The organism is Pseudoalteromonas sp. CO342X, from assembly GCF_004208915.1.
GTDB classification, from domain to species: Bacteria; Pseudomonadota; Gammaproteobacteria; order Enterobacterales; family Alteromonadaceae; genus Pseudoalteromonas; species Pseudoalteromonas maricaloris.
In genome coordinates this window covers 116,837-138,784 of sequence record NZ_SGPH01000038.1, presented here as the reverse complement: position 1 = coordinate 138,784, position 21,948 = coordinate 116,837, and the positions used below count along the sequence as shown (strand labels likewise).

Below are 21,948 nucleotides of genomic sequence, written 5' to 3'. Positions count from 1 at the left end.
AGGGTATTTCGTGAGTAATCCTTTGCGTATCGTTTTCGCAGGCACGCCTGACTTTGCAGCGCGCCACCTTGACGCACTTATTCAATCACAACATGACGTCGTGGCAGTGTACTGCCCACCCGACCGCCCTGCAGGACGCGGGAAAAAGCTCAAAGCATGTGAAGTAAAAGTGCTAGCACAAGAACACAACCTGCCAGTGCTACAACCGCAATCATTAAAAACACCGGAAGCACAGGCAGAACTAGCTGCGCTTGATGCCGATGTCATGATTGTTGTCGCCTACGGAGTATTATTACCAAAAGCCATTTTAGATACTCCTCGACTTGGTTGCCTGAATGTTCATGGCTCAATTTTACCGCGATGGCGAGGCGCTGCGCCTATTCAGCGTGCTATTTGGGCTGGCGACAATGAAACTGGCGTGACCATCATGCAAATGGACGAGGGCCTAGATACCGGTGGTATGTTGCACATCGCCCGCTGCCCTATTACAGCAACTGATACCAGTGCAGATCTCTACAACAAGCTTGCTGAACTTGGGCCTGATGCGCTTATTGATACGCTAGCACGCTTATCTGCGGGCGAGATCACGCCAGAAAAGCAAGACGATACGCTAGCGAATTATGCTAAGAAACTAAGCAAAGAAGAAGCCGAGATTGACTGGCAGATGGAAGCTGCGCAAATTGAACGTAACATCCGCGCATTTAATCCATGGCCGGTTTGCTTTACCAATATGGCAGGTAACAGCGTCAAGATTTGGCAGGCGAAGGTAGTTGACGAACAAGGTGATGCAGGACATGTGCTACGTGCGGACAAGCACGGTATCGTAATTGCCTGTGGCACACAGGCATTGGAAATTCACACCTTGCAACCACAAGGTAAAAAGCCCATGTCTGCACAAGACTTTTTGAATGGTCGAGCCGACTGGGTAGCAATTGGTGCTAAGGTTGGTGACGCGTGAGTAATGTACGCGCACTCGCTGCCCAAACCCTATTTCAAGTCGTCGATAAAGGCGCGTCGTTAAGTGCTCAATTACCACTTGCCACCAGCCAGTTAGACGGTAAAGACAAAGCCTTGCTACAGCAAATTTGCTACGGCGTATTAAGATATTTGCCTTCGCTTGAACACTATTGCCAGCAGTTACTTGAGCAACCGCTTAAAGGTAAACGCCGTGTTTTCCAGTTTTTGTTGTATGTGGGTATTTACCAACTACAACATATGCGCGTACCAGCTCATGCTGCAGTAGCCGAAACGGTAAACGCACTTACGCCACTAAGAGCGCCTGGCATGAAAGGCTTAGTTAATGCAATTTTACGCAGCTTCCAACGTCATCAGGTCGAACTAGAAACCAGTGCTGCCGAAATCCCTGCTTGTTTATACAACCACCCGGGCTGGTTTATCAATCAACTAAAAGCGGCTTACCCAACTCAATGGCAAGCTATTTTAGAAGCGAACCAACAACAAGCACCAATGTGGCTGCGTGTTAACCAATCGCAATTCTCTACTGCCGATTATGCAGCTCTGCTAGACCAAGAAGGGGTAGCCTATCAGCTTCATAGTGAATACCCTGACGGGATCTTGCTTGATAGCCCGATTGACGTTTATGCGCTACCACAATTTGCCGCTGGCGCTTGCTCAGTACAGGACGCCGCCGCCCAAAAAGCCGCGAGATTATTAGCACCACAAGCCGGTGAAAATATCCTTGATGCTTGTGCCGCTCCAGGCGGTAAGACTTGCCATATCTTGGAGTTAGCTGACGCCAAAGTGACTGCAATTGACGCTGATGGTGATCGCTTGCAACGTGTAGAGCAAAACCTTGAACGGATCAGATTGTCGGCCAAATGTCTTGAGGGCGATGCAAGTGACCCTGAAACATGGTGGGATGGTGAGCAATATGATCGCATCTTATTGGATGTACCTTGCTCTGCAACTGGCGTTATTAGAAGACACCCGGACATCAAATGGCTAAGACGCGCTTCTGATATTGATAACTTGGTGACGTTACAGGCACAAATTATTGATAAAATCTGGCCATTGCTTAAGCCCGGTGGCACACTAGTTTATGCTACCTGCTCGGTACTACCACAAGAGAACCAGCAACAGATCGCACGCTTTCTTTCTGTGACCCCTGATGCGACGCTTGTACCTTTGCATGATGCAGACACACAAACACAACCAGGCTTGCAGCTATTACCCGGATTGAGTGATGGGTTTTACTACGCAAAGTTGACAAAACAATAATAGAAAATCGACCGTAACCAATATGAAAATCATCATCTTAGGCGCCGGCCAAGTCGGCGGGACACTGGCAGAAAACCTCGTCGGTGAAGAAAATGAAATTACCGTTGTCGACATCGATGGCGAGCGCTTAAGAGAGCTGCAAGACAAATACGATCTACAGGGGGTCACTGGCCACAGTGCTCACCCTGAGATCTTACGTCAAGCAGGTGCTGAAGACGCCGACATGATAATCGCCGTAACCAGCTCAGATGAAGTCAATATGATTGCGTGTCAGGTTGCATATAGTATTTTCAATACGCCGACCAAAATTGCGCGGATCCGCTCTGAGCAATACTTAAAGTACAAAGAAAAGCTGTTTCACAATGACGACTTACCGGTCGATCATTACATCGCACCGGAGCAGCTAGTAACGCAATATATCCGCAGGCTAATAGATTACCCAGGCGCTTTGCAGGTGCTGCAATTTGCTGAGGGCATGCTGTCACTCGTGGCGGTTAAGGCTTATTACGGCGGTTTACTCGTTGGCTATGCACTTTCTGCATTAAAAGAGCATATTCCAAACGTCGATACCCGTGTTGCCGCTATTTATCGTCAAGGCAAAGCCATCAAGCCACTCGGCACCACCGTAATTGAAGCCGATGATGAAGTCTTCTTTATCGCCGCAACCAAGCATATTCGAGCGGTCATGAACGAGCTACAAAAGCTCGAACGCTCTTACAAGAAAATTATGATTGCCGGTGGCGGTAACATAGGTGCGGGATTGGCCAGCTCATTAGACAAAAACCACAGCGTCAAACTTATTGAGCGCAATCAAGCTCGTGCCACGCAGTTGTCTGAAACGCTCGATAATACGGTGGTTTTTTGTGGCGATGCCTCAGACCAAGAGCTGTTATCAGAAGAACATATAGAGCAAGTAGACGTGTTCATCGCAGTGACGAACGACGACGAAGCCAACATTATGGCTGCGATGCTTGCAAAGCGTATGGGCGTACAAAAGACCATGGCGCTTATTCAACGTGGTGCCTACGTTGACCTCGTGCAAGGTGGCGACATTGATATTGCTATCTCACCACAGCAAGCGACTATCTCAGCGCTACTCACCCATGTTCGCCGTGGTGATATCGTTAACGTGTATTCATTGCGTAAAGGTGCAGCAGAAGCCATTGAAGCCGTCGCACATGGTGATGAGAACACCTCTAAGGTTGTCGGTCGTGCAATTCGAGATATTAAATTGCCACCGGGCGCGACTATCGGTGCCATTGTCCGTGATGAAGATGTACTAATCGCACATGACGATACCATTATTCTCTCAGGCGACCATGTGATTATGTTCCTGATCGATAAAAAGCAAATCGGTGTTGTGGAAAAACTCTTCCAAGTAAGCGCTTTATTCGTTTAAAGCGCCCTAGGTATCTTGTTGATCTTGAAAAATAGACAAATCGATTAGGTAATCTTTTAATACACTACGGATTATGTCCGGAGCTGAGGTTAAGTGAATACCTAAAGAGACGATTTTATCATGACTCTTTATGCGCCGAATATCGCCCTCTAGCGTGATCTGATTCCCTTCTTTTCCTTCAATGAACACCTCACATTTCAGCCCCTCTTCCATATGCTCGGCATCAATCGACGTTAAGTCTAGCTGTAAACCAGCAAGTGAAATGTCTTTTATCACCCCAACATCTTTACTGCCATGGCAGTGAAATTTTGCGGGAATTAAGGTTGGCACACGGTTTTGCGAGCGGAGTTTGTAGGTTTGTACTTTTTCGGGTAAATAAAGAAAAATAAGCCGCGCGGGATGGACTGAAACCGCTTTTATTTGCGATTTGAATGCAATGACTTGGCCATCGCCATTCTCGAGCAAAGCTCGGACGATAACCGAAGTCCCTTCCATCACAAAGTCCAGCGCCGCGCCTAATCGCTTAGGGTTGGGATGGTTAAGAATTAAAAATGCCCCTTGGAGCATACCGACGTATTCTGTTTTTACTCTTTTGCTATTTGCCGGTAAACAAATTTCTAAGTCAACAATACTTCCAGCGCTGATAGCGGTGAGCAAAGTATCCTGCCCAACCTCCTGAGTTTTTAACATGGATCCAACCCTTCCTGAGTTTACTCTACTACTTTTTTATTGTAGCAGTTTTAGCGGAAGGCTATTTAAAACTGAATTCAGATTAATTACAACTCTTCGACTACCAACAATACCTAAAAAGGGGTCAATCACTTTACTAAAAAATGGCTTTTTAGCATTAATGCGCCATCTCTTAGGGTCATCATTCTGCTTTGTACTTCAAGTGAGCTTTGTGGCAATGCAAGCTCTTCTGCTTCAATAAATAACATCATAGGTTCGCTATTGCGCTTAGCAACAAATAATATACCCGAGACATCACGCTTGAATAAACAGCCCACTCCCTCAGTCTCAAAATCATCGATAATTGCTGGTATCTGGCGCTTTTGCCAGAGCTCATTTTCTGAGATCACTTGAACAACGAAACGCGCACCGCTCTCACAGCCAACTTGATGAAATAAGTCATAGCTCTGGGCACGACCTAATGTAAGCTGATTAAGCTGCAAGTAACCGACTTCATCGATTAAGCTATTCAACTGTATTACGCTTCGTTCTATAAGCTGCATACCTAAGCCCTGCTCATGGCTAGCAGCAAATCCCTTTATCACTTTAAATCCTTTATCTGAAAAGCGTGTGGCAAGCAATATCGTCGCCTCCAAGTTAAATCGTTGTAAAAATATTGACACTTGAAAACCCCGAAAATCCGAGTTTTTGAAATTTTTATTAACTTTTTCTTTGCGAAGTTCAAAGATAAGATGACAACTTGTCACTAGAGTGGCAGAAACGAGGTAATGACACAGTCAGTTGTAGACTCTCAGCAAAGGAGCCCACAACTTAAGCACAGTTACCCACGCCAGAAGGTAGGAGTAAATAAGACTAACAGCGTGAAGATCTCTAAGCGACCAAAGACCATTGCAAGCGTAAGGATCCACTTTGCGGTATCACTAATATCACCATAATGCGCCGCAACGTCTCCCAACCCAGGCCCCAAGTTGTTTAGACAAGCCGCAGTTGCTGAAAACGCAGTAATGTTATCGAGTCCCGTCCCGAGCAATGCAATCATAATAATCACAAATACCAGAGCATAGGCCGAAAAGAACCCCCACACAGCCTCAACCACTTTATCTGGTAGTGCCTTTCGACCCAATTTTATCGAATATATAGCACGCGGATGCACTAAACGATTAAGCTCACGGATCCCCTGTAAATAGAGCAAGAAGACACGTACAACCTTCATACCACCACCCGTAGAGCCAGCACAGCCTCCAATGAAGCTGGAGAAAATCAAGAGAATAGGTAAAAACAGCGGCCAGGTTGAGAAGCTATCGGTCGCAAAGCCCGCGGTAGTACTAATTGACACAGCCTGAAACATCGCTTGATCTAAGGTCTCATCACCCGTTTCATAGACATTGTTTGACGACAATACCGCAAAACAAATCACCACCAACGCTAACTGGATAAACAGAAAGACTTTAAACTCAGGATCTCGCAAATAGGCTTTAATATTGCGACTCGATACCGCAGCATAATGTAGCGAGAAGTTAATGGCAGCAATCAACAAGAAGACGACACAAATAACATTAATAAATGGATTATCGAAGTAACCCATAGAAGCATCATAGGTTGAGAAGCCGCCGATGGCTATCGTGGCAAACGCATGACAGATAGCATCAAACCAATTCATTCCTGCTATCCAATAAGCCAGCGTACAAGCCGCCGTTAGAGACACATAGATATACCAAAGGTGCTTGGCGGTATCGGCAATACGCGGTGTCATTTTTGAGTCTTTAACTGGACCTGGTGTTTCAGCACGATATAACTGCATGCCACCAACTCCAAGCATAGGAAGAACGGCTACGGCCAATACAATGATCCCCATACCACCAAGCCACTGCAACTGCTGGCGATAGAATAATACCGCTTTAGGTAAATGCTCTATGCCCGTCAAGACCGTAGCCCCTGTCGTTGTCAGCCCAGAAAAAGCTTCAAACACGGCATCTGCTAGAGATAGATTCGGTTTATCTAAGAAAATAAGCGGCAATGATGCAAACGACCCCAGTACCAGCCAGAATAAGACAACGATTAAGAAGCCCTCTCTGGCTTTAAGATCGCCGTTTTCCTTGCGGTTTGGGTAGTACGCAAACAAACCCATTAGCACACTAAAAATGAAAGCTAAAACAAAAGGTACACCACCACCATCTTTGTATATCAAAGATACAATGGCTGGTGGCACCATAGTGATACTAAATAGAGCGACTAACTGCCCGAGTATTTTTATTATGGTACGAAATTGCATTTTGTACGCTGCGCTTTTTGTTATTTAACCAGAGGTTAATGAGTGAATGTAAAGAAGTAGAGCCTACTCCTTGAGTTGCTTAAATAATACAACACCATTGGTTAATTCATAAATAGCATCAATGATTTGTTGTGTTTCACGACTATCTACTGCTATTTGCCAGGTAATATTAGCAGTGTATTCTTTATCTAAATTTAGCACTGTAAACTGACTTTGTAATAGCTGCTCTATCACACCTTGAAGATGGTAATCACTGTGGCCCACAATAATAGAAGCCGGTACCTTTTTAGTCGTGCTTAGCTGTGCTAGCGCGTTATTAAGCGTACCACCATAGGCTCTGACCAATCCCCCGGTGCCGAGCTTAATACCACCGAAATAACGCGTCGTCACCGCAGTGATCTCACCAATCCCTGATCCCATCAGCACATTTAGCATTGGCTTACCAGCCGTCCCGTTAGGCTCGCCATCATCAGAAAACCCTAAAACATGGCTACCACCTGGGGGGCCGGCAATATGGGCCCAACAATTGTGTCTTGCATCAGGATACGCATCATTAATCTGTTTAATAAACGCTTTAGCATCTTCGATGGTTGGCGTGTGGGCCAAATGCACGATAAACGTGCTCTTCTTAATTTCCTCATGATGACTCAATGATCCACTCGGAATGAAATATTCAGACATAATGTTCCAAACTAAAAGGGAGCCAATCGGCCCCCAAATATACTTACTTTTAGCGCTAGAAGTCAGCTTACTCGAGACCGAAATCTCGCGTCATATTTTCTAGTCTATCTTCATGCACAATGATGTTATCTTCAATACGGATACCACCGTAAGGCTTCAGTGCATCAACCTTATCCCAATTGATATACTGTTTGTTTTCTGTTTGCGCCAAGTCTTCCAACAATGAATCGATGAAGTATAACCCAGGCTCAATAGTGAACACCTGATTAGCCTCTATCTTACGAGTACAACGCAAGAACGGGTGACCTTCAGGTGGTGCTTGGTGCGTACCGGCTTCATCAGCCATGAATCCGCCCATATCGTGTACCTGTAGACCAATATGGTGACCGAGACCATGAGGGAAGAAAGTGGAAGAAATCCCCTTCTCGACGATGGCCTGAGCATCGAGTTTAACAATACCAAAGTCACTCAGCACTTGCGCCACGCGATTATGACAATCGATATGCAGCTCACCGTATAGTTTGCCCGGTTGCAATGCTTTGCCCAACTCAACTTGGTGATCGTTCATGACTTTCACCAACTCGGCAAACTCGCCTTGTTTAGCAAAATCATAAGTACGGGTAATATCTGACGCATAACCATTAAAGTTTGCACCAGCATCAATCAAAAATGATAAGTGCTTACTCGGCGCTTTACGCTCAAAATGGGTATAGTGCAAAATCGCACAATTTTCATTCAAGGCGACAATATTGCCATATGGCGTATCGTTTTCCATATGCTGAGTTGCATTAAGATAAGCTTGTTGAATTTCAAATTCGGAGCCACCAGCAAAGAAGGCATCGCGCGCCGCCATGTGGCCAAGCACACCAAGACGGCTTGCTTCACGTAAACATGCAATTTCATACTGAGTTTTATATGCACGATGATAATGCAAGAAGTTCATCACCGGCTCTGGATTCACTTGAGTAAAGCCAAGCGCTTGTGCAACCTCTAAATATTCACCGATATAGGCATAGTTTGCTTTGTCGTATGGCAGTAACTGTTCAACCTGATCTGGCTTAACCAGCAGTTGAATATCAAAATACTCTGCCCAAAAATCTCTCGGCTCGTCAGGCACTTTATGCCAAAAATCAACCGGACGATAAAAAATGAGTTTCGGCTTGTCACTGCCATTGACCACAATCCAGCAATGCGGATTATCGATAACAGGCAACCAAGCTTTAAATTGCGGGTTAACTTTAAACGGATAGTACATATCATCAAGGAATTGACGCTTTGCTTGCCCCGAATGGATCACAAGTCCATCCAGTCCTTCTCTTTCTACTATCGTTCTTGTACGCTGTTGCAACGTGGCAATATGCTCTGCGTATAAATTTGCTAACTTATCCATGGTGTACCCATTTTCAAAAATTCACATACTATCGAGTCTATCATAGCTGCTACCTAAAAACGACGAACTGAGTCTAAGCACCAGCCATGTGCGGTTATTTCACAATTTTCATATCCAAGATACTTGCCAATATGTTGCCATCACGACCAAGACGGGTGTGGTAAACCTGTCGATATGCCATCACATTTTTCACGTAGTCACGTGTTTCTCGGTACGGGATCAGCTCAATCCAAAGTTCAGCAGGCATGGCCTCTGACGGCAGCCAACGCTTAATTCTATGATAACCCGCGTTGTACGATGCTGTCGCCAAAATCTCATTTCCAGCATTTTTACGCTTCAAATACTCTAAATAACTGGTCCCCAAACGAATGTTTGTGGCCGGATGATAGAGGCGGTTTTTTGCCACGCGCTTGCGGTTATTAACGTATTTGGCGGTGCTTGGCAGCAGCTGCATTAAACCGTGAGCATCCGCACTCGAGCGTGCATCCGGTGCGAAAGAGCTTTCCCGGCGAGCAATCGCAATGCTCCATGCGATATCGACTCGATTACGCTCACTATATTTAGTGAACAGATCTTTAAATGCCATCGGAAAACGTAAATCAACGTAATCCCAAGCTTTGATCTGTGCAAGAGTAAAAATAGTGCTGTCGTACCAATCAAACTCAGCAGCCAATATGGATGCAGCAAGCTTTTCCTCTTTGCTTGAGGTATTAGTAAGGTAGTTCCACTCTCGGCGTGCTTGAGTATACCTTCCCAGTTCGTATAAAGCCTTCGCTCGCTTAAAACCAGGCGCATGAGATACTCGTTCTACAATGCTGGGGTCAACATTTAACGGCTCTTCATTTAGTGAGACTGGTAATCCTAAGCGCGCAGCGGCCAAAAAGCCGTAGTAATCACGCTCTTGTGCTAATTGCTGCCAAATCTCGTTAGCCTTAGCCAACTCGCCACGCTTCGCGAGGCTATATGCTAGCCAGTATTGTTGACCATTGCTAAGCTGCTCGTGACCCACGAATAAGGCCGAGATCCCTTCCCAATCTTGCTCTTTCAGCATGTTACTCATCAGCCACTGGAGTAGCTTTTTGTCCTGCAGCGATTTAGGCACTTTATTTAGCCAAAACCGTGCGTCTTCATGGCCTTTAGACGCAAGTGCCAGAGCAAAACGATAAGCAACGCTATCCTTTTGCTGCTGGGTAAAGGTAAACATATCCTGCATCTTCTGCCAGGCACGCAGCGCTAAATCAGGCTCACGCCAAACTAGGCGTCTTACACCATATACCGCAATTTCGGCTTCTTTTTCAGTGCGTTTACTAAACCGATAAAGCCCGGCAGCCGCACTCGGATCTTGGCGAACCTTTTTATAAAGCTCGGCAAGATACGCCTCATTTTTTGGTAACAGCTTCTCAAGATAATCTAGCAGTGACGTTTGACCGGATTGCGCAGCACTGGAAATACGCTGCCAGACACGCTCAGGCGTTCTATACCCCGCCTTTTGCCATTGGCTAAAAAGGCTATCACAGGCTTTAGGCTGAGACTTTCCCACCGTCCAAATATCGGCTACCTGATCAAGAATGGCTTTTTTTGGCGCACCTAAGTCCGACTGATACGCCAAATACGTACACTTGAGTTCAGTATCGCTGGTCTCACGATAAAATTCGATGAATCGTGCTTTCTTTTTATGACGCTTTAAATAATCGAGCCAAGCAGAGCGTACAGGCCATTCTAATGGGGTGTGTTCGTATACCGTTAAAAAGTGCTGAATTTCTTGCTGGTACTTGAGCTTAGGATGACGTTCATAAAACGCCTTTTCAACGTACGGCTTAAGTGGGTGATCGAGCTGCGCTGTTGCAGCTTTAAAATTACTATAATTACCAGACCAAGCGACACGCTCAGCCTCTTTAAATTCGTCGTGAGTGCTATCGGCTGCACAGAGCCAGCTCACCATACATAAGCTGCCTGCAGCTAAGCGGGGTAACCAATATGTCATGCAAACCCTTTTTTATCTGCCAAAAGAATACACACCTAAATTGAAATACAGCCAAATTATGCTTATCTAAAGATGGCGCTGAAGACCAAAACTCGGCTTGTCACTTGCGAGCATGCTCATAAATGACACTAAATGCGAGGTACGTTAAGCCACCATAGCAAACCGACTCAGGTATTTCAGTAAATGTGCGGTAAATTTTTCATTGCAATTTGCCGCCAAAGGATCCACACTGATTGAAATTACAACTCATCGTACCAGTGTAAAGCACGGGAGAACATGTATGTTAATCAAACGCGAGTCCTTTGTAGTTGATTTTTGCAAAGGCAATATCGCTGAGTTTAAGTTTTGCCTACCAGGCTCAGTAAACAAACTATCTCAGCAAGTACTAAAGGAAAGCCACGAAGCGCTTATCGAATTGAGCCAGCGCGACGACATCGACGGCTTAATTTTTACCAGCGACAAAGACCACTTTATTGTTGGCGCTGATATTTTTGAATTCCTTCCGACTTTCCAACGCCCAGAAGAAGAACTTGTTGGTTGGATTAAAACCGCAACCGATGTCTTCGACGCAATAGAAGATTTACCTTTCCCTACACTATCGGCAGTAAATGGCCTTGCGCTTGGCGGTGGTTGCGAGTGGTTACTCGCCACGGATTACCGTATTGCAACTGACAACGCAAAAATTGGCCTACCAGAAGTTAAGCTTGGCATTATGCCGGGCTTTGGTGGTACCGTAAGACTTCCTCGCTTAATCGGCGCTGACAACGCAATGACGTGGATCACCACAGGCCAAGAAAACCGAGCGAATGACGCACTAAAAGTGGGTGCGGTTGACGGTGTAGTAGCTGCTGACAAACTTATGGCTGCCGCTATTCGTACCTTGGAGCAAGCCATTGCAGGTAAATTGGATTGGCGCGCGAAACGCCAAATCAAGCTTGACCCATTGAAGATGAATCGTGTTGAACAAGGTATGAGCTTTGGTATGGCCGAAGGCTTAGTCATGGCAAAAACCAAAGGTCATTACCCTGCACCGATGATGGCGGTACAAACGCTTAAAGCAGCAGCTAACCTTAGCCGCAGCGAAGCGATGGCACTCGAAAACCAAAACTTTGCTAAGCTTGCCAAAACGGCAGAAGCCGCAGCACAGACCGGTATTTTCTTAGCGGATCAATACATCAAAACGGTTGCCAAGAAACAAGCAAAACAAAGTAAAACCGAGATCAAACAAGCTGCGGTACTTGGTGCTGGTATTATGGGTGGCGGTATCGCTTACCAATCAGCCTACAAAGGTACGCCAATTGTCATGAAAGACATCCAGCAAGGTGCCTTAGACCTTGGTATGGGTGAGGCTGCAAAACTACTTGGTAAAAAAGTACAGCGCGGCCACATGTCGATGGACAAGATGATTGCCACTTTAGGTAAAATCAAAGCAACGCTCAACGATCACGATCTACAAGGCTCAGACATCATCGTAGAAGCCGTTGTTGAAAACCCTAAAATCAAGAAAACGGTATTGGCGAGTTTAGAGTCGCAATTACCAGAAGGTACCATCCTGACTTCAAATACATCGACTATTCGTATTGATGAGTTAGCCACCGCACTTGAGAAGCCAGAAAACTTCTGTGGCATGCACTTCTTTAACCCAGTGCCAAAAATGCCATTGGTAGAAATCATTCGTGGCGAACAGACATCGGATGAAACCGTTGCCGCAGTGGTAGATTATGCCTTAAAGCTTGGCAAGTCTCCTATCGTTGTTAATGATTGCCCGGGTTTCTTCGTGAACCGTGTTCTATTCCCTTACTTTGCAGGCTTCAGCCAACTTGTTGTAGAAGGTGCTGACTTTGCAAAAGTAGATAAGGTTATGGAAAATGTCTTCGGCTGGCCAATGGGTCCCGCGTATCTACTAGACGTAGTGGGTATCGATACGGCAAACCATTGTACTGGTGTAATGGCTGATGGCTTCCCTACTCGCATGGCACGTAAAGACAAAGATCCTGTCGCAGTACTTGCGGGTGCCGAACGCTTTGGTCAGAAAAACCAAAAAGGCTTCTACCAATACGCACCAGATCGCAAAGGTCGTCTGAAGAAGAGTAAAGACGACAGCGCGCTTGAGCTGCTGAGCGGTATTTGTGACGCCCCAACTGAATTTGATAAACAGACGATTATTGAGCGTTGTATGGTGCCAATGATCAATGAAGTGTTACTGTGTCTGCAAGAAAACATAGTTGCTTCACCGCAAGAAGCAGACATGGCACTGATCTACGGTATCGGCTTCCCTCCATTCAGAGGTGGTGCATTCCGCTATCTAGACCAAATCGGCCTCGCAAACTTTGTAGCTATGGCTGATAAGTACGCTCACCTTGGTGAAATTTATCAAGTTTCTGAGCAAACTAGACAGTGGGCAGATGAAGGTAAAGTGTTCTATCAAGTGGAGGGCCAGTAACATGGAAAACGCGGTAATCGTAGATTGTATTCGTACCCCAATGGGCCGTTCAAAAGGCGGTGTATTTAAGCATAAACGTGCCGAAGACCTCAGCGCACACTTGATGAAAGGCCTACTTGAGCGTAACCCTCAAGTAGCACCAGACTCAATTGATGACATCTACTGGGGCTGTGTACAGCAAACGTTAGAGCAAGGCTTTAACGTTGGTCGTAACGCTGCCCTCTTAGCTGGCATTCCTCACACCGTACCGGCGGTAACCGTAAACCGCCTATGCGGTTCGTCAATGCAGGCATTGCATGACGCAGCTCGCGCTATCATGACCGGTGCTGGTGACACTTACCTTATCGGTGGTGTTGAGCACATGGGTCACGTACCAATGACACATGGTAATGACTTTCACCCAGGCCTTGCGACATCAGTTGCACAAGCTGCTGGCGTGATGGGGTTAACAGCTGAGTACTTAGCGCTAATGCACGGTATCAGTCGTGAGCAGCAAGATGAATTTGCCGTACGTTCACACCAGCGTGCACATGCCGCAACCCTTGAAGGGCGTTTTGCAAAAGAAATCCTACCAATGGAAGGTCATGATGCCGATGGTACACCAGTACTTGTCGAGCATGACGAAGTTATCCGTCCAGAGACAAGCCTAGAAGGTCTAGGACAGCTACGTCCTGTATTTAACCCAGCATCGGGTACGGTAACTGCAGGTACCTCTTCAGCGCTGTCTGACGGTGCTTCAGCTATGTTGGTCATGAGCGAGTCTAAAGCAAGAGAACTCGGTCTTCCAATTCGTGCTCGTGTTAAGTCAATGGCAGTCGCAGGTTGCGATCCTTCCATCATGGGTTACGGTCCAGTTCCGGCATCACAAAAAGCCTTAAAGCAGGCGGGCATTACTATCGATGATATTGATGTTGCAGAACTAAACGAAGCCTTTGCAGCGCAATCACTACCAGTGCTAAAAGACCTTGGTCTACTAGACAAGGTAGATGAGAAAGTGAACCTCAACGGTGGTGCAATTGCACTCGGTCACCCACTTGGTTGCTCAGGCTCACGTATTAGCACAACACTTATCAATCTAATGGAAGAGAAAGACGCGAAGTATGGTCTTGCAACTATGTGTATTGGTTTAGGCCAAGGCATTGCTACCGTATTCGAGCGCGTAGATAACTAATTCCAACCAGCTGGTACTGGGCTCTTTAAGACAATACCAGCGCACAACTTCAACTTGGTGACCAAGGCAAAACGGCACAGCTGTTTTGCCTTTTTTATTACCTGCATTTACCTCACCTCGGTTGGCTAAGACATGAGTTATCCAAACTTGAGCTTACTTACAACATGCGGTTAAAATAGCAGTTTTCCTAACTAACAACGTAACTAACAAGGCCACCCACAATGAGTTTTGATAATACCGACCATACCTTAGATGCAGTAGGCTTACGTTGTCCGGAGCCGGTAATGATGATTAGAGGCATGGTGAGACGGATGAACTTAGGTGAGACGTTGTTAGTTATCGCAGATGATCCATCAACGACAAGAGACATTCCGAGCTTCTGTGAATTCATGGATCACACTTTGGTTGCCAAAGCAGTGGCTGAATCACCGTATAGATATGTGATTAGAAAAGGTCTGTAACAGCGTAATAAAAAAGCGGCATCTGCCGCTTTTTTAAGATTTTACAATCACCACCTTTGGTGAGCGAGGATTACGATAATCTAAGCGGATTTCGTACCAACCTTTTTTACTTGGCTTGAAACTAAAGTAGTTATACACCGTGTTACAATCCGCGACCAGCGGTTGTCCTAGCGTTAACTGCCCTTCACTCTTATAGCCACAGTTGTAGCCTTCACTCCACTGCTCATCAGCAATTTTAAATTCATACACTTTACCTGGGCTCATAAATCTTGCTTTTGTTGCGTAGATCCCCGGTTGTGTTTCTTCAAGGCGATACTGAGGTTCGGCATCCCACAGAGTGAAGTCACCGCGTAAATACATTGTCTTATCCAACTCACCAGCAACAACCGGTGAAGTTGACGTTGTTGGCAATTGAAAGTTACTACTACAAGCGGTAAGTGCTAATAGCGCAATCGCCATTGCCCCTTGTTTTTTAATCATAGCTAGACAGCCTTTTACTTGCTTTTACCAATCAGCAAAAAGCCAGCAGTTGCTGGCTTTTGTATCAGCAATTAATTTTGTAACACTGAAATATCTGCAGTATTAAGGAATAACTTACTTAACTGACCAAGTAGTGCTAAACGATTGGCTTTAACCGCTTCATCGTCCGCCATTACCATAACATTATCAAAGAAGTTATCTACTGCTTCACGTAAACTCGCTAAACGCGTCAGTGCAGTTTGATAATCACCTTCAGCGTAAACAGGTGCAAGCTCAGCAGTTAACGCAGCAACTTGTGCAGCCAATGTTTGCTCAGCTTCTTCTTGCAGGAGTGCGCTCTCCACCGCAGCTTCTGACGCGACGTTATTCTTCGCTAAAATGTTGTTTACACGCTTATTGGCAGCAGCTAACGCTTCGGCTTCCGCCAACGTTCTAAAGTGACTAACCGCTTTTACTCGGCGATCAAAATCAACTGGGCTCGTTGGACGTCTTGCAAGTACTGCTTGGATCACATCCACGCTGATACCTTCATCTTGGTACCAGGCACGAAAACGACCTAACATAAACTCAACCACTTCATCGGCAACATTTGCATTGCTTAGCTTATCACCGAATAACGTCATTGCTTCGGCAACGATATCCTGAATGTCTAATGGTAGTTCTTTTTCTACCATAATACGCAATGCGCCGATGGCAGCACGGCGAAGTGCAAACGGGTCTTTATCGCCTTTTGGTGTCTGGCCGATACCAAAAATGCCAACCAGAGTATCAAACTTATCCGCAAGCGCCACAGCAAAACTGATTGGGTTAGACGGTAGATTATCACCAGCAAAACGCGGCATATATTGCTCATTTTGTGCTAGTGCGACTTCTTCCGCTTCACCATCAATGCGCGCGTAATGCATACCCATCACGCCCTGAACGTCAGTAAATTCCATGACCATTTCAGTCATTAAATCCGTTTTACTTAGTAAACCTGCACGCTCTGCCAATGCCTTATCAGCACCAAGCTGCTCCGCAATAAAACCAGCGAGCGCAGAGATACGCGCTGACTTGTCTTTTAGTGTGCCAAGCTGCTTCTGAAATAACACTGAACCAAGTGACTCAAGACGACTTTCCAGTGTTTTCTTCTTATCCGTTTCAAAGAAGAACTGAGCATCTGCCAGACGTGGGCGAACCACTTTCTCGTTACCCGAGATCACCACGCTCGGATCTTTACTTTCAATGTTAGAAACAAACAAGAACTTGTTGATCAAGTTGCCTTGCTTATCTAACAGTGGAAAGTATTTTTGGTCGTCTTTCATGGTGTAGATAAGTGCTTCATCAGGCACTTGCAAGAAGGCTTCTTCAAAAGATGCAACCAAAGTTACTGGCCACTCGACTAGTGATGTAACTTCTTCAAGAAGATCTTCATCCATCGCCACTTGCGCGCCGAGCTTTTCAGCTTCAGCTTCAATTTGGCCACGAATTAACGCTTTACGTGCTTCATAATCCGCAATAACGTATGCGCCTTTTAGCACTGCATGGCTATCATCAGCATGTTCAACACGAACACGCTCAGGGTGATGGAATCGATGTCCTTGCAGCTCATTGCTGATAGCTTTACCTAGCACTTCACCTTCAACTTGTTGACTACCAAGTAGTGCAGCCACAGTATGCACAGGACGGATAAATTGCGTCTTGTTCGCACCCCAGCGCATCGGCTTTGGAATAGGTAACTTAGCCAATGCTTTGTTGATCACATCGCTTAGTAACGCTAAGGTCTGTTGCCCCTCTACTTTCGCTTTGTGTAGCAGCCAAGTGCCTTTATCAGTTTCTAAACGCTCAGCATCATTAATATCAATACCACAACCACGAGCCCAACCTAGCGCCGCTTTAGTCGCGTTACCATCGGCGTCAAATGCCGCCTGAATAGCGGGACCACGCTTTTCAACCACTTTGTCGGCTTGTTGCGTTTGCAATGCTTTAACTTGAATACCTAAGCGACGAGGTGATGCATACCAGCTCACGCCTTCATGGCTAAGCTCTAATGCTTCAAGTTCTTGCCTAGTATTTTCTGCGAATGACTCAGCAAGGTTGCGTAGCGCCTTTGGTGGTAGCTCTTCGGTACCAATTTCTACGAGTAAGTTTTCAATCGACATTATTTATCCTTACAAAGCGGGAAGCCAAGTGCTTCACGTGCGTCATAGTAAGCCTGTGCACAGGCTTTTGATAAAGCACGAACTCTTAATATATAGCGCTGACGCTCAGTTACTGAGATAGCATGACGTGCGTCTAACAGGTTAAATGCATGAGATGCCTTCATTACCTGCTCGTAAGCTGGTAAAGGAAGCCCTGCTTCGATTAGCTTTTCGCTTTCTTTTTCACACTGATCAAACTGCTTGAATAATGCCTCTACATCCGCATATTCAAAGTTATATGTCGACTGTTCGATCTCGTTTTGCATGAACACGTCACCATAAGTTACGCGCCCCATTGGACCATCTGTCCAAACGAGATCATAAATGCTATCTACACCTTGTATATACATCGCAAGGCGCTCTAAACCATACGTAATTTCACCCGTTACCGGTGAGCATTCAATACCGCCAACTTGCTGGAAGTAAGTAAACTGAGTCACTTCCATGCCATTCAACCATACTTCCCAACCTAATCCCCAAGCACCTAGCGTTGGTGACTCCCAGTTGTCTTCAACAAAGCGCACTTCGTGCGTTAATGTATCAATGCCCAATGCTTCTAAAGAGCCTAGGTAGAGCTCCTGAATATTCTCAGGCGATGGCTTCAATACAACTTGGAATTGGTAGTAATGCTGAAGACGGTTAGGGTTTTCACCATAGCGACCATCCGTCGGGCGGCGACAAGGTTGTACGTATGCGCTCGACATTGGCTCAGGACCAATGGACTTAAGGAAGGTCATCGGGTGGAATGTACCCGCACCAACTTCCATATCTAAAGGTTGAGCTACAACACAGCCTTGCTGCGCCCAGTAATCCTGTAAAGCCAGGATCAAACCTTGGAAGGTTTTGATATCGTATTTTTGCATAGTTGGCTTATTTTTATCTGGTACTTATCGTATGTAAACGCCTGCAGTAATTTGGCGCTTACGCTAGATTCAATGATTGAAAATTATGCTCAGTATACCGCGAGCGCAGGAGGGTTTTAAGCTTTAAAGCATAAAAAAAGGAGGGAAAATCCCTCCTTTTTACTAGATGTTTGAGTTTACACGTCTAAGTTAACAACTCTCAGTGCATTTGTTTCGATAAACTCTCGACGAGGTTCAACTTGGTCACCCATCAAGGTTGCAAACAATTGGTCTGCAGCAATGGCATCTTCAATGGTCACACGTAGCATACGGCGAGCACCTGGATCCATCGTTGTTTCCCAAAGTTGGTCAGGGTTCATCTCACCCAATCCTTTATAGCGTTGTGTATACAAGCCACGCTTAGACTCTGAGATAAGCCATTCAAGACCAGCCTCAAAATATTCGATTGCTTGAGTCTTCTCACCACGCTGTACATAACCGCCTTCGCTGATCAAACTACCAATCTGACGACCCGTGTTCGCAATGCGAACATAATCTTTAGATGTAATAAAGTCGAAGTTCAAAGTATGCGCTTTATCAACACCGTGCTGACGAATATTGATCACCGGATAATACATGTGGCGCTCTTCATCAAATGCGACTTCTGCGTTGAAGATAGTAGCGTCTTCGTCTTTCTTCACAAGATCAGTAACCAAGTTTTCAGTCCACGCCGTTACTTTTGCTTCATCAGATAAGTCTGACTCGGTTAGCTCTGGGTGATAAAGCAAACGGTTCATGATTGAAGACGGATACTTACGCTTTAAACGCTCAATGATATCTATCGTATTCTGATAATCATGTACTAGGTTTTCTAGTCTGTTACCAGTAATTGGCTCTGCACCTTCCGACGGATATAGTGATGCTTCGTTTAGCGCTAATGTTGTTAGGTATGAAGTTAGCGCATTATCATCTTTAATATAACGCTCTTGCTTACCCTTCTTCACTTTATATAGTGGTGGTTGAGCAATATAGACATAACCGCGCTCGATGATCTCTGGCATTTGACGATAGAAGAAAGTCAGTAGCAGCGTACGGATGTGTGAACCATCCACGTCCGCATCGGTCATGATGATGATGCGGTGATATCTTAGCTTTTCAGGGTTATATTCATCACGGCCAATACCACAGCCTAATGCAGTAATTAGTGTTGCCACTTCCTGAGAAGAAAGCATCTTATCAAAGCGTGCTTTTTCTACGTTCAGGATTTTACCTTTGAGCGGCAGGATTGCTTGGTTCTTACGATTACGACCTTGCTTAGCAGAACCACCCGCCGAGTCACCCTCCACTATATATAGTTCAGAAAGTGCAGGATCTCGTTCTTGGCAGTCAGCGAGTTTACCCGGTAGACCAGCTAAATCCATAACGCCCTTACGACGAGTCATTTCACGAGCCTTACGTGCAGCTTCACGTGCGCGCGCAGCATCAACGATTTTGTTTACAACGGTTTTTGCATCGCCTGGGTTTTCTAGCAAGAATTCAGTTAGCTTTTCAGCCATCATTTGCTCAACAGCCCCTTTCACTTCACTAGAAACGAGCTTATCTTTTGTCTGTGAAGAGAACTTAGGATCAGGAACTTTAACACTAACAACAGCAGTCAAACCTTCACGGGCATCGTCACCCGTAGCACTGGTTTTATACTTTTTATTAAAGCCTTCTTTTTCCATGTAGGTGTTAAGCGTACGCGTAAGTGCTGCACGGAAACCCGCTAAGTGAGTACCACCATCGCGTTGAGGAATGTTATTGGTAAAACAGTAGATGTTTTCTTGGAAACCATCATTCCATTGCATAGAGACTTCTACGCTAATGCCATCATCACGCTCAGTCGAAAAGTGGAAAACACTTTGATGAACTGGTGTCTTCTTACGATTTAGATACGCAACGAATGCTTGAATACCGCCTTCGTACTTGAAGTGATCTTGTTTATTCTCTTCGCGCTCATCATTCAAAATGATGCTTACACCAGAGTTAAGGAAAGATAATTCACGTAGGCGCTTAGCTAGAATATCGTAATGGAAATTTGTATCTGAGAACGTTTCAGCACTTGGCCAGAATCTCAATTCTGTACCAGTAGATTCCGCTTCACCGATAACACCTAACGGCGCATCTGGAACACCCATAGTGTATTTTTGCTGATGCACTTTGCCATCACGGCGGATTGTTAATTGTAGTTTTTCAGAAAGTGCATTTACAACAGAAACACCTACACCGTGCAAACCGCCAGATACTTTATATGAGTTATCATCAAATTTACCACCGGCATGTAGTACTGTCATGATAACTTCTGCTGCAGAAACCCCTTCTTCTTCGTGAATTGAAGTTGGGATACCACGACCATTATCTCGAACAGATACAGAGCCATCGGTATGAATTGTTACGAAAATATCGTCACAATATCCTGCTAGTGCTTCGTCGATTGAGTTATCAACGACCTCAAACACCATGTGATGTAAACCAGTACCATCGTCTGTGTCACCGATATACATTCCCGGACGCTTTCTTACAGCATCCAATCCTTTAAGTACTTTAATACTCGACGAATCGTAATTTTCCGACATGGTTTCTTCCAATTATTTTGTTATTAAGCTGCCATGTTCCACGTGGAACATTTTAATTTCACGTTCCATTGGTTCAATAACGGCGGCAATACTTTCTGGAGTAATAGCAGTAATAAACAGCTGTGACTGACATTGCGCCAATAGACGCGATACCGCCACTTTAGTATCTTCACTAAGCTCCGAAGGTAAATCATCAATAAGCAGAATTGACTGCTTATTACTCTCTTGGTCAATCAAACTGTTTTGCATTACTTTAAGTGCATACAGTAATAGCTTGAGTTGACCACGAGAAAAAATATGTTCTACGCTGTTTCCTTGAGTATAAAAGTTAAAGTCAGCCTTATGCGGCCCTTTACTTGTATAGCCAAGTTTTACATCTCGCTCTAACTGATTTACTAATACCTCAGCTAGTTCTCCCTTCCAGCCCGCTTGAAAGCGAATTTCAAGGCCTTTAAAGATAGGGCTTATATCCCCTATCTTATCAAAAAAATGCGTCTGAAACCTACCTATATAAGCCTCTCTAAACATATTTATTTGCTCAGCAAGGCGCACAAACTCCTTATCCCAATAACTTAGCTGGGATTGGAGATCTCTCGGTTTAGATTTCAATAAAGCGTTACGTTGCTTGAGCACCTGATTAAACATTTTCCATGTGGAATAGAACTGATGTTCCACGTGGAACACACCTAAATCAAGAAACTTACGACGCTCTTTTGGACCACCAAAAAACAGTTCATAACTTTCTGGTGTAATAACTTGAACAGGTAAAACCTGTGCTAATTCTGCCACTTTCCGGCTTGCCTGCCCCTGAATTCGAAGCTTAGTTTCACCACTGGTATATTTACTAATACCAAGCGGTATAGACAAGTTATGTAGTTGTTTTTTAGCATGAACAACGCAATGAGAAGCCTCATGCTTGATCATTAATTTTTGCAGATTGGTACGGAAAGATTTACCACTGGAGAGAAAGTAAATGGCTTCGAGCAGACTGGTTTTACCGCTACCATTTTCACCGAGAATGACATTAACGGCATTGCTAGGTGAAAGCGCCATCGCCTCAATGTTTCGAAACGCATTGAGGCTAAGGTGAGTTAAACTCATA

At 45.2% G+C, this 21,948-nt stretch carries 17 protein-coding genes; 6 read left to right on the top strand and 11 right to left on the bottom strand.

Annotation, left to right across the window (positions count from 1 at the left end):
- The first annotated feature begins 10 nt into the window (after nucleotides 1-10).
- Genes fmt through trkA form a run of 3 tightly spaced genes read left to right on the top strand, consistent with a single transcriptional unit; the run spans nucleotide 11 to nucleotide 3,637 of the window.
- The gene (gene fmt / locus EXT47_RS18130) at nucleotides 11-958 is read left to right on the top strand and encodes a methionyl-tRNA formyltransferase (RefSeq protein WP_130127232.1); all 948 of its coding nucleotides are present in this window, start codon (nucleotides 11-13) and stop codon (nucleotides 956-958) included.
- Nucleotides 955-2,238, top strand: coding sequence for a 16S rRNA (cytosine(967)-C(5))-methyltransferase RsmB (rsmB, locus tag EXT47_RS18125; RefSeq protein ID WP_130127231.1), 1,284 nt, complete (start codon nucleotides 955-957; stop codon nucleotides 2,236-2,238). Before fmt ends, rsmB begins: the two co-directional genes overlap by 4 nt.
- Before the next feature lie 22 nt (nucleotides 2,239-2,260).
- The gene (trkA, locus tag EXT47_RS18120) at nucleotides 2,261-3,637 is read left to right on the top strand and encodes a Trk system potassium transporter TrkA (protein ID WP_017218519.1); all 1,377 of its coding nucleotides are present in this window, start codon (nucleotides 2,261-2,263) and stop codon (nucleotides 3,635-3,637) included.
- A gap of 6 nt (nucleotides 3,638-3,643) precedes the next feature.
- On the opposite strand, the gene EXT47_RS18115 is transcribed toward trkA, so the two are convergent.
- The 6 genes from EXT47_RS18115 to EXT47_RS18090 form a co-directional block, all read right to left on the bottom strand.
- The gene (locus tag EXT47_RS18115) at nucleotides 3,644-4,327 is read right to left on the bottom strand and encodes a flagellar brake protein (RefSeq protein ID WP_039493118.1); all 684 of its coding nucleotides are present in this window, start codon (nucleotides 4,325-4,327) and stop codon (nucleotides 3,644-3,646) included.
- Between the two features lie 128 nt (nucleotides 4,328-4,455).
- The gene (locus EXT47_RS18110) at nucleotides 4,456-4,989 is read right to left on the bottom strand and encodes a hypothetical protein (protein ID WP_239360173.1); all 534 of its coding nucleotides are present in this window, start codon (nucleotides 4,987-4,989) and stop codon (nucleotides 4,456-4,458) included.
- A 158-nt stretch (nucleotides 4,990-5,147) separates the two neighbouring features.
- Complete coding sequence (locus tag EXT47_RS18105) at nucleotides 5,148-6,599, bottom strand: TrkH family potassium uptake protein (protein WP_010376815.1); 1,452 nt, start codon at nucleotides 6,597-6,599, stop codon at nucleotides 5,148-5,150.
- A gap of 63 nt (nucleotides 6,600-6,662) precedes the next feature.
- The gene (locus EXT47_RS18100; protein ID WP_130127230.1) at nucleotides 6,663-7,280 is read right to left on the bottom strand and encodes a YigZ family protein; all 618 of its coding nucleotides are present in this window, start codon (nucleotides 7,278-7,280) and stop codon (nucleotides 6,663-6,665) included.
- Between the two features lie 67 nt (nucleotides 7,281-7,347).
- The gene (pepQ, locus tag EXT47_RS18095) at nucleotides 7,348-8,670 is read right to left on the bottom strand and encodes a Xaa-Pro dipeptidase (RefSeq protein WP_130127229.1); all 1,323 of its coding nucleotides are present in this window, start codon (nucleotides 8,668-8,670) and stop codon (nucleotides 7,348-7,350) included.
- 94 nt (nucleotides 8,671-8,764) lie between these two features.
- Entirely contained in the window at nucleotides 8,765-10,654 is a 1,890-nt protein-coding gene (locus tag EXT47_RS18090) for a transglycosylase SLT domain-containing protein (RefSeq protein WP_130127228.1), read from the bottom strand.
- A 280-nt stretch (nucleotides 10,655-10,934) separates the two neighbouring features.
- On the opposite strand from EXT47_RS18090, the gene fadB reads away from it, so the two are divergent.
- From fadB to tusA, 3 genes are all read left to right on the top strand, one after another.
- A complete protein-coding gene (fadB, locus tag EXT47_RS18085) occupies nucleotides 10,935-13,097 on the top strand; it encodes a fatty acid oxidation complex subunit alpha FadB (protein WP_069021929.1) in 2,163 nt (720 codons plus the stop codon).
- Nucleotide 13,098: 1 nt separating this feature from the next.
- The gene (gene fadA, locus EXT47_RS18080) at nucleotides 13,099-14,268 is read left to right on the top strand and encodes an acetyl-CoA C-acyltransferase FadA (RefSeq protein WP_010604167.1); all 1,170 of its coding nucleotides are present in this window, start codon (nucleotides 13,099-13,101) and stop codon (nucleotides 14,266-14,268) included.
- A gap of 221 nt (nucleotides 14,269-14,489) precedes the next feature.
- Entirely contained in the window at nucleotides 14,490-14,729 is a 240-nt protein-coding gene (gene tusA / locus EXT47_RS18075) for a sulfurtransferase TusA (protein ID WP_010604166.1), read from the top strand.
- Nucleotides 14,730-14,762: 33 nt separating this feature from the next.
- Here the strand turns inward: tusA and EXT47_RS18070 are convergent, their stop codons facing one another.
- The 5 genes from EXT47_RS18070 to recF all read right to left on the bottom strand — a co-directional run bounded on the left by EXT47_RS18070 (nucleotide 14,763) and on the right by recF (nucleotide 21,947).
- A complete protein-coding gene (locus EXT47_RS18070; RefSeq protein ID WP_010376831.1) occupies nucleotides 14,763-15,209 on the bottom strand; it encodes a hypothetical protein in 447 nt (148 codons plus the stop codon).
- Between the two features lie 71 nt (nucleotides 15,210-15,280).
- Entirely contained in the window at nucleotides 15,281-17,350 is a 2,070-nt protein-coding gene (gene glyS / locus EXT47_RS18065) for a glycine--tRNA ligase subunit beta (RefSeq protein ID WP_039493135.1), read from the bottom strand.
- Entirely contained in the window at nucleotides 17,350-18,252 is a 903-nt protein-coding gene (gene glyQ / locus EXT47_RS18060) for a glycine--tRNA ligase subunit alpha (RefSeq protein WP_010376835.1), read from the bottom strand. The genes glyS and glyQ overlap by 1 nt, the downstream gene beginning before the upstream one ends.
- 176 nt (nucleotides 18,253-18,428) lie before the next feature.
- Nucleotides 18,429-20,846: a DNA topoisomerase (ATP-hydrolyzing) subunit B gene (gene gyrB / locus EXT47_RS18055; RefSeq protein ID WP_039493137.1), complete on the bottom strand. Its 2,418-nt coding sequence runs from the start codon at nucleotides 20,844-20,846 to the stop codon at nucleotides 18,429-18,431.
- Nucleotides 20,847-20,858: 12 nt separating this feature from the next.
- Nucleotides 20,859-21,947, bottom strand: a complete 1,089-nt coding sequence (gene recF, locus EXT47_RS18050; protein ID WP_039493139.1) for a DNA replication/repair protein RecF — start codon at nucleotides 21,945-21,947, stop codon at nucleotides 20,859-20,861.
- Nucleotide 21,948: the final 1 nt, after the last annotated feature.